Here is an 8,592-nt window from a genome sequence, read left to right on the forward strand (position 1 = left end):
GTATCCCCGGAGGCGTACGGAACGGCTCGGACGGTTCCCTCTGCGGAGCGATGTGCCCCGGTCGCGGGAGACGCACCATTGAAGTATGAGTACAGCGACCTTCACCCCCGTTCCGACCGTGGACGTCGGCCCGCCGCACAGCGGGGCGACGGCTCTCGGTTCCGCCCCTCACTCCGGCCCGCACTCCCCGCACCGCCTCGGCAACGCGCTGCGGGCGGTCAAGGTCTTCGTGACCGCCGCGTTCAGCGTGGCCGTCCTCGGTGAGTACGGAGAGGAGGCGGGCATCATGCGCTGAGCACGCCCGTACGTCCGCAGGTCCGTACGTCCGCACGCACCCCCGATCGGCTAATGTCGCGGCCGTGACTCACCCGACCGTGACTGTCCGGTCACTCCTCGCAGTTGGCGCACTCGTCCTGTCGCTGACCGCGCTCACCGCACTCACCGCGCTCTGCCCGGCCCAGTACGCCCTGCTCGCTCAGCCGATCCCCGTGGCCGAGCGGTTCGCGGTCACCGAGTGGCGACTGCCCGCCACCTCGCCGCCGTTCGCCGCGATCCTGTTCGTCCCGGCCACCTGGCTCCCGGTCGCCACGCTCAAGGCCCTTGCCGTCGTGGGCAACGTGCTGCTTCTCGTCCTCCTCGTCCGCCTGTCCTGGCGATTCGCCGCCCGCCGCCCCGCCGCCATCCCCGCCACACTCCCGCTGTCCGTCCCCGTTCCCGTTGTCGTCGCTCTCGGGCTGTGGCTCGAACCGGTCTTCCGGACCGTGCTCCACGGGGAGATCGGCCTCGCGCTGGCCTGCCTCGTCCTCTGGGACCTGACACGGCCGGACCACGCGCTCGGCAAGGGCTTCGCCATCGGGATCGCGGCGGGTGTCGAGCTGACCCCCGCCCTCTTCATCGCCTATCTGCTGCTGACGGGCAGGCCCGGCGACGTACGCGCCGGGCTCACCGCCCTCGCGTCCCTCATCGGCACGATGCTGCTCGGCGCCCTCGTGCTCCCACGCTCCAGCCTCGACTTCTGGACGCTGCGGGTCTTCGGGACCAGCGGTCCGGGCGAGGCGTGGAGCGCCGACAACCAGTCGCTGCAAGGGCTGTTCGCCCGCGCGCTGCACACACCCGAGCCGGGTGTCGGCTGGGCGCTCGCGTGCGTGGTCATCACGTTCGCCGGCCTGTGGCTGGCCCGAAGGGCCGTCGTGCGCGCGGGACATGAGACATGGGGCGTGCTGGCCACCGCGCTGACCACACTGCTCGTCTCGCCGGTCAGCTGGTCCCACCACTGGGTGTGGTGCGTGCCGCTGCTGGCCGTCCTGCTCGCGGAGGGCCGGTGGCGTACGGCTGCGGCGGTCGCGCTGGTCTTCTCGGCGCGGACCTTCCTCCTCGTACCGCACGAGGGCGGGGCGGAGCTCCGACTCGCCTGGTGGCAGCAGGTGGCGGCGTCCCCCTACCCCCTGCTGGCGCTCGCGGTGCTCGCGGCCCTCACGTACGGGGCGTACCGCCACCGCCACCGCCGTAAGACCGTCCCGCCGCTCGCGCCCGTCCGTCCGCTTCCGTTCGCTCAGCCGCCCGCGAGCAACTCGTCGGCGTCCACGATGCGGTAGGCGTACCCCTGCTCCGCGAGGAAGCGCTGACGGTGCGCCGCGAAGTCCTGGTCGATCGTGTCGCGGGCCACCACCGAGTAGAAGCGCGCCTCGTGCCCGTCCGCCTTCGGCCGCAGCACCCGGCCCAGCCGCTGCGCCTCCTCCTGGCGGGAGCCGAACGTGCCCGACACCTGGATGGCGACCGTCGCCTCCGGCAGATCGATCGAGAAGTTGGCGACCTTCGACACGACGAGCACCGAGATCTCGCCCTGCCGGAACGCCTCGAACAGCTTCTCCCGCTGCGCGTTGCTCGTCTCGCCCTTGATCACCGGGGCGTCCAGGTGCTCACCCAGTTCGTCGAGCTGGTCGATGTACTGGCCGATGACCAGCGTCTGCTCGCCCTTGTGTTTCCGGACCAGGGCCTCCGTCACCCTGCGCTTGGTCGCCGTCGTCGCGCAGAAGCGGTACTTCTCCTCCTGCTCGGCCGTCGCGTACGCCAGGCGCTCGCTGTCCGTGAGATTGACCCGTACCTCGACACAGTCCGCGGGCGCGATGTAGCCCTGCGCCTCGATCTCCTTCCACGGCGCGTCGAAACGCTTCGGTCCGATGAGCGAGAACACGTCCGACTCACGGCCGTCCTCCCGTACGAGCGTGGCCGTCAGCCCGAGCCGGCGCCGCGCCTGGAGGTCGGCGGTGAACTTGAAGACGGGCGCGGGCAGCAGATGCACCTCGTCGTAGACGATCAGACCCCAGTCGCGGGAGTCGAACAGCTCCAGATGCGGATAGACGCCCTTACGGCGGACCGTGAGCACCTGGTACGTCGCGATCGTGACCGGGCGGATCTCCTTGCGCGTACCGCTGTACTCGCCGATCTCCTCCTCGGTCAGGGACGTGCGCCTGATCAGCTCGTGCTTCCACTGCCGGGCGGAGACGGTGTTGGTGACGAGGATCAGCGTCGTCGCCTTGGCCTGCGCCATCGCCCCCGCGCCCACCAGCGTCTTGCCCGCGCCGCACGGCAGCACGACGACCCCGGACCCGCCGTGCCAGAAGCCCTCGACGGCCTGCCTCTGATACGGCCGCAGCGACCACTCGCGCTCGTCCAGCTCGATGGCGTGCGCCTCGCCGTCCACGTACCCGGCCAGGTCCTCCGCCGGCCAGCCCAGCTTCAGCAGCGTCTGCTTGATCTGCCCGCGCTCCGAGGGGTGCACGGCGACGGTGTCCGGGTCGATCCGGGCCCCCACCAGCGGCTGGACCTTCTTCGACCGCAGGATCTCCTCCAGCACCGGCCGGTCGGTGCTGGTCAGCACGAGCCCGTGGGTGGGGTGCTTGGACAGCGTGAGCCGCCCGTACCTGGCCATGGTCTCGGCGACGTCCACGAGCAGCGCGTGCGGCACGGGGTAGCGCGAGAACGCCACGAGCGCGTCGATGACCTGCTCGGCGTCGTGCCCGGCGGCCCGCGCGTTCCACAGCCCGAGCGGGGTCAGCCGGTAGGTGTGGATGTGCTCGGGCGCCCGCTCCAGCTCGGCGAAGGGCGCGATGGCCCGCCGACAGGCGTCGGCCTGCTCGTGATCCACCTCCAGCAGCAACGTTTTGTCGCTCTGGACGATGAGAGGTCCGTTCACAGCAGCGCCTTTCCGTCCTTCGTACGGCCACTTCCCTCGGCCAAACGTCCAGTGTGGCGCATCGCCGGTGGTTTCGTGGTGGGGGTGCGTACGTGCCCCCGTCGGGGGCAAGCGCGGCGTATGGCCGCTGAAATGGAACGGACGGGTGGGCGGGGTACCTCCCGCGTGGTGGATGCGTCGGGGAACGCGACGTCGACCTGGAGTACGTCGTGGGGCGGAGCCGTGTTGCGGGTGGTCATTCTGGCCGTCGCGCTCCTGCTGCTCGTCGGGTTCGCCGCCGTTCTGGCGGAGCTGACTCTCACGCCGTCACCCGCGTCGTCGGAGATCGCCGGTTCCAATCTCCAGCCGGGGCATTCGCTGCGCCAGTACGCCGAGGACTACACCTTCCTCGCCGCCTGCAAGCAGGTCGGCGGCAACGTGCTGATGGGCGCGCCGTTCGGGCTGTTGCTGCCGGTGCTGGTGCCGCGCAGGTTCCGGATGCTTCGAGTGATGGTGCTGACCGTGGTCATGATGACCGTGGTGGAGCTGGCGCAGGGCGCGATCGTCGAGGGCCGGGCCTTCGACGTGGACGACGTGATCATGAACACGAGCGGCGCGTTCCTCGCGTACCTGCTGATCGGACGCCGCTTCAGCCACCGATTCCACACCCTGGGGTTCCGCTCGCTGGAGGCGCAGGCCCGGCGCGAGCGGGAGCGCGAGGAGGAGTGGCAGCGCGAGAAGGCAGCGGAGAAGAAGGCCCGGCGCGCGGGTGTGGCGACGCGCACGACGACCAGTCGCGCGCCGTGGACCGAGCGCGTGCGGTCCGCTGTGAAGCGCGAGCCCGTGGCGGCGAAGAAGTCGGCGGCCCCGGCCAAGAAGTCCACAGCCAAGACCGCGGCGAAGAGGAGCACGGCCAAGACCGCGGCGAAGAAGACCAAGACCGCGAAGGACACGACCGCGAAGAAGAAGGCCGTCCCCAAGGCGGCTTCGAAGGACGCGGCCCGGCGGTTCCCGAAGTAGCGCCCGGCCGGGCTACGCCGGGTCGTCCGCCAGCTCCGCGACCCCCGTGATGCGGTGCAGCGGGTACGTGCGGACCTCGTCCGCCGTGTGGTCGTACGCCGTCACGAAGCCGCCCTCGACCCGCACCGGCGCGATCACCCGCTGGCTCGCCGCGCCCTCGGCGTTCACGTAACCGATCCAGAGCGCCGAGCCCGTCAGCGCGGCGGCCTGGACCGTCGCCAGGGTCTCGGCCGATGTCGTACGGGGCAGTTCGCCGCCTCTGGGCGCCGCCGATCCGGCCGGTTCGGGGAGCGTCTTCCGTACGACGGTCGCCGCCTGGTCACCGGCCCGGATCGCCCGTACCGCCGCGCCGAGCAGTGTCGGCGCGGGCACCGGCGGGCCGTCCGGTACCGGAGCCGGCGGCGTACGCGGCGGGGTGCGGTGCGCGTGGGCGCGCGTGACCAGGACATCGCCCTCGGCGGACTCGGCGGCCGGCGCGAGCCCCATCGTGCGCAGCCCGTCCAGCAGCGTCGTGGGGTCGGCCTGGGCCGCGAGGACGGTGGGTGCGAGACGGCGCAGCCGCAGTCCCTGGGAGCGCCGGTCGGCCAGGATCTCGTCCAGGACGGCCTCGTCGTCGCAGCGTACGTACGCCGACGCGGAGCCGATCCGCAGATGCCCGTGGCGGCGCGCCATGTCGTCGATGAGGTAACTGAGCGGCTGCGGTACGGGCGTACGGCTGTGCGCCGCCAGGAACGCGTGCAGGTCGGACGCGGACTGCCCGGCGTCCAGCGCGCGGCGTACGGAGGCGGGCGTGAAGCGGTAGACGGTGGCGCCGCCCCGTGACTCGATGTCGGCGATCACGGACAGCGTCTCGGCGAGCGGACGCAGCAGCGGTCCGGGGGCGACGGCGGTGAGGTCGGCCTGGAGGAGGACATGGTCGAGGGGTTCGGGCAGGTGGGGGGCGAGGACGCGCGCGGCGTGCAGGCCGGCGGCCGGGAGGTCCGCGCCGGTGGCCGCCCGGGAGGCCGGTTTCGGGAACGCGCCCGTCGGCCCGCCGGCCACCGCCTCCGTGGCGATCAGCGCGCGCCCGTGCGACGACAGCGCGCCGCGGCCGGTCACGCCCAGCATCTCCGCCTCGTTCAGGGTCCACGCGGCGATACGCGCCCGCAGGTCCTCGGGCCGGCCGGCCGCCGCGCCGCGCAGCGGCCGCTCCCAGCGCAGCCGGGCGAGCACGCTCTCCGGGTCGGGGGCGGTGCCCTCGGGGAGGCTCGCGAGCAGGTCCAGTACGTGGCGCCGTACCTCCGGCGCGGCGCCCCGGTCCAGGTCGGGGCCGAGCGCGGCGAGCGTACGGCCCTTGCTGTCCTGGCCGCCGACGAGGCCCGGCGTGCGGGTGGCGCCGAGCCAGGCCGTGGCCAGCCTGGCCCACCGTTCGGCCGCGGGCAGGTCGGGCCACTGGTCGTAGGCGGGCGTCGGCGCGTACCGCTCGTCGGCCTCACCGTCCGCCGCCAACAGCCCTGCCCCGTAGGCCAGTTCGACCCAGAAGGCGGCCACGGGCTCGGTGACGTCCAGCGCGGTGGCGGTGCGCTTGAGGTCGCGTACGGAGAGGCCGCCGGCGCGCAGGACGTTCGGGCCGCCCTCGTTCCACTCCTTGGCCAGCTCCTCGACCGTCTCCAGCGCGGTGTACGCCTGCGCCGCCGCCGCGCTGTCCACAACCTGTGGACGGCTGACGGCGGAGGAGGCCGCCGACGACGCCGAGGGGTGCGGCAGGATCGCCGGCGGGTCCGGCTCGGCGTTGCGGTGCGCGCGGCCCCCGCGCAGATGCAGCGCGGCCTCGCGCGGCAGCACCACGGTGCGCGTGGAGGTCGGCAGCAGCAGCCCGTGGTCGCGCAGCCACTGCACGGGCGGCGCGGGCTTCGAGGTGATCTCGCCGTACGGCGGCCCCCACACCAGCCGGTCGAGCACGGTCAGCGCGTCGGGCGGGGCGGTGTCGAGCAGCGCCGCCATGCGGGTGCGGTCGGTGAAGAGCGCGGCCAGCGCGGTGACCGCCGAGACCGGGTCGTGCGTCGACGGCAGACCGGCGGTCGCGATGATCTCCTGGACACGGCCGGGCGACATCCCCGCCGTGGCCTCGGCGACGGTCGGGCCGAGGCCGGTCGGAGAGGGGTGGCCGGGGGACGGCGCCAGGATCTCGCGGGCCGTGCGGACCAGCCGCAGCCGGTCGTCCGCGCCCCAGATCAGCGCCTGTTCGCGCAGCGCGGCGACGGCGCGCGGGAGGGCCGACTCGACGCGCGCGTCACCTTCGTCGCCCGTCATCAGGGCGAGCAGGGCCTCGTACGGCGCGGGATCGGTCGATGCCGCCAGCGCCTCGGCGGTCTGGAGCGTGAAACGGTCCAGCCGCTCCAGCGCTCGCATGACGGAGGCGCGGGTACCGGCCCGGGTGGCGAGCTGACTGAGGTCGTTCGGTACGGGACTCAGCAGGTCGGGACGCGTGCGCAGCAGCGCGGCCAGCGCGTCGTCGTCGCGGGTGCGCAGGGCCTCCGCGAGCGTACGCGGGGGCGTACCGCCGGTTCGTTCGGACACGTGCGCCTCCAGGGGCGGCTAGCTGATTCCCATCCGCCCCACGTTAGCCCCTGCGGGGCGCCGGGCCGGGGTGGCGGCCGTCGGGGGCCGTGCGGCGCGGTGCGGACAGGGCGCCCGAGGCTTGTTGACAGGGGGCGGGCGGCTGCGTGTAATGGGCGCGGCGCCGCGTGGTGCCGGCCGAAGAGCAGTGGGCGGGCCGGTGACCGGGCGAGCGCCCTTCTCCCAGGGGATCCGCCATGAGTACGTACTCCGCGACCCATAGGTGACACAGCCGCGCGCGCGAATCAGCGCCGCCGCACGCCGCCTCTCGTCCTTCGCAGCCGGTTCCGGCCCCCGCGGCACCCTCACGCGTGCCGCGCCGTGTCCCGGGGCCGCCCTCATCTTCCGGAGAACACATCCGCATGCCCGCATCGTTCAACAAGTCCGTCATCGAGGAGTTCCGCGCCAACGAGGGGAGGGTCGGCGGCCCCTTCGACGGCTCGGACCTGCTCCTGCTGACCACCACCGGCGCGACGTCGGGAACCGCCAGGACCACCCCCCTCGGGTACGTCCGTTACGGCGGTTCGCTCCTGCTCGTCGCCTCCAACCTCGGCGCCCCCGACGACCCTTACTGGTACCGCGACCTGCTCGCCCACCCCGTGGTCGACGTCGAGATCGGCACCCGCGCCCACCAGGCCCTCGCGATCCCGGCCGAAGGGGCCAGGCGCGAGGAGCTGTTCGCGCACGTCGTACGCGAGGCTCCCGGATACGGCGACTACCAGGCCGCGACCACCCGCACCCTGCCGGTCGTGGTGCTGGAGCCCGCCGTGCCCGACGGCGTGAGCCCGCGCGAGGTGCGGACCCTCGCCGACAAGATCCTGGAGGTCCATGACCAGCTGCGCCTGCAACTGCGGCTGGTGACCGAGGACGTCGACGCGCACTTCGCGGCGCTCGCCGCCCACGAGGGACCCGGCGAGCCGCCGGCGCCGAGTCTCGGGCTGCAGGTCCGGCAGCGCTGTCTGGCGTTCTGCCAGGCGCTGGAGTTCCACCACACCAGTGAGGACGGGCACTTGTTCCCCGGGATCGCCCACCACCATCCGCAGCTGACCGATGTCCTCGACCGGCTGCGTGCCGAACACCGCGCCGTCGCACGCGTCCAGGAGGGGCTGGCGGCGCTGCTGGCGGACATCGGCGCCGCCGAACCGACGTGCTTCCGAGCCGAGTTGGCGCGGATGACGGCGGAGCTGACCGCGCACATCGACCACGAGGAGGAGGTGATACTTCCCCTCGTGGCGGACGTGCCGTGGCCGCCGGGTCCACCCGCCTGAGCACAACGGCGGGTCCTGGAGCCGCTCCCACGCGCCGTACTGGACGTACGGGGACGAGCGCGACACCATCGGCCCCAGGTACGGCGCGCAGGTGCGGAGGGCAGTGTGGGGATCGAGAGCGACCAGCTCGTGTACGACTATCTGAGCCGGGTCGGAGACGTGGCCCAGCAGAGGCAGTTGCCCTCCGGCGACCGGATGAGACTCGTCTCGGAGCTGCGCGGCGAGATCGACAAGCAGCGCGGGAAGGTCGGCGGCGACAGCCCCGCCGCCGTCCGCCGCATCCTGGGGCGGCTCGGTTCGCCGGACCAGGTGGTGGGCGCGGCGGCGTCGGGCGGTACGGTCGCCGGCCGGCAGCCGTCGCCCGCTCCGGCACCCGAGCCGTCGCCCGAGCCCCGGTCGGGACCCACGCTTCCCAAGCAGCGAGGCAAGCGGGGGCTCGGGCTGGGTCTCGGGCTCGGGTGGCGGCCGGACGGGCCTTCGCTGCCGAAGCAGACGCGCCGCGCCGCGCCGGAGACGCCCGCCGAACCCGCC

Annotated in this window: 6 protein-coding genes and 1 pseudogene; 5 read left to right on the plus strand and 2 right to left on the minus strand. The window is 73.2% G+C overall.

Annotation, left to right across the window (positions count from 1 at the left end; genetic code table 11):
- The first annotated feature begins 85 nt into the window (after positions 1 to 85).
- On the plus strand, positions 86 to 295 hold the full coding sequence (locus tag GXP76_RS31855; protein WP_242575096.1) for a hypothetical protein: 210 nt from the start codon (positions 86 to 88) through the stop codon (positions 293 to 295).
- A 64-nt stretch (positions 296 to 359) separates the two neighbouring features.
- On the plus strand, positions 360 to 1,595 hold the full coding sequence (locus GXP76_RS31860) for a glycosyltransferase 87 family protein (protein ID WP_242575097.1): 1,236 nt from the start codon (positions 360 to 362) through the stop codon (positions 1,593 to 1,595).
- Here GXP76_RS31860 and GXP76_RS31865 read toward each other — a convergent pair.
- Positions 1,553 to 3,196 carry a DNA repair helicase XPB gene (locus tag GXP76_RS31865; protein WP_242575098.1) on the minus strand — a complete coding sequence of 548 codons (1,644 nt, stop codon included), beginning with the start codon at positions 3,194 to 3,196 and terminating at the stop codon, positions 1,553 to 1,555. The two genes, GXP76_RS31860 and GXP76_RS31865, sit on opposite strands and share 43 nt — an antisense overlap.
- 222 nt (positions 3,197 to 3,418) lie before the next feature.
- On the opposite strand from GXP76_RS31865, the gene GXP76_RS31870 reads away from it, so the two are divergent.
- On the plus strand, positions 3,419 to 4,195 hold the full coding sequence (locus GXP76_RS31870; protein ID WP_242575101.1) for a VanZ family protein: 777 nt from the start codon (positions 3,419 to 3,421) through the stop codon (positions 4,193 to 4,195).
- Between the two features lie 12 nt (positions 4,196 to 4,207).
- Here GXP76_RS31870 and GXP76_RS31875 read toward each other — a convergent pair whose 3' ends face one another.
- Positions 4,208 to 6,754 (minus strand): helicase C-terminal domain-containing protein, encoded by a 2,547-nt coding sequence (locus GXP76_RS31875; protein ID WP_242575099.1) that lies wholly within the window; start codon positions 6,752 to 6,754, stop codon positions 4,208 to 4,210.
- A 401-nt stretch (positions 6,755 to 7,155) separates the two neighbouring features.
- On the opposite strand from GXP76_RS31875, the gene GXP76_RS31880 reads away from it, so the two are divergent.
- Together GXP76_RS31880 and GXP76_RS31885 are read left to right on the plus strand one after the other, a co-directional pair.
- Positions 7,156 to 8,061 carry a nitroreductase/quinone reductase family protein gene (locus GXP76_RS31880; protein ID WP_242575100.1) on the plus strand — a complete coding sequence of 302 codons (906 nt, stop codon included), beginning with the start codon at positions 7,156 to 7,158 and terminating at the stop codon, positions 8,059 to 8,061.
- A 105-nt stretch (positions 8,062 to 8,166) separates the two neighbouring features.
- Positions 8,167 to 8,592, plus strand: a pseudogene (locus GXP76_RS31885) (hypothetical protein); the annotation flags it as partial.

This window comes from Streptomyces sp. NP-1717 (assembly GCF_022695985.1).
GTDB lineage: Bacteria > Actinomycetota > Actinomycetes > Streptomycetales > Streptomycetaceae > Streptomyces.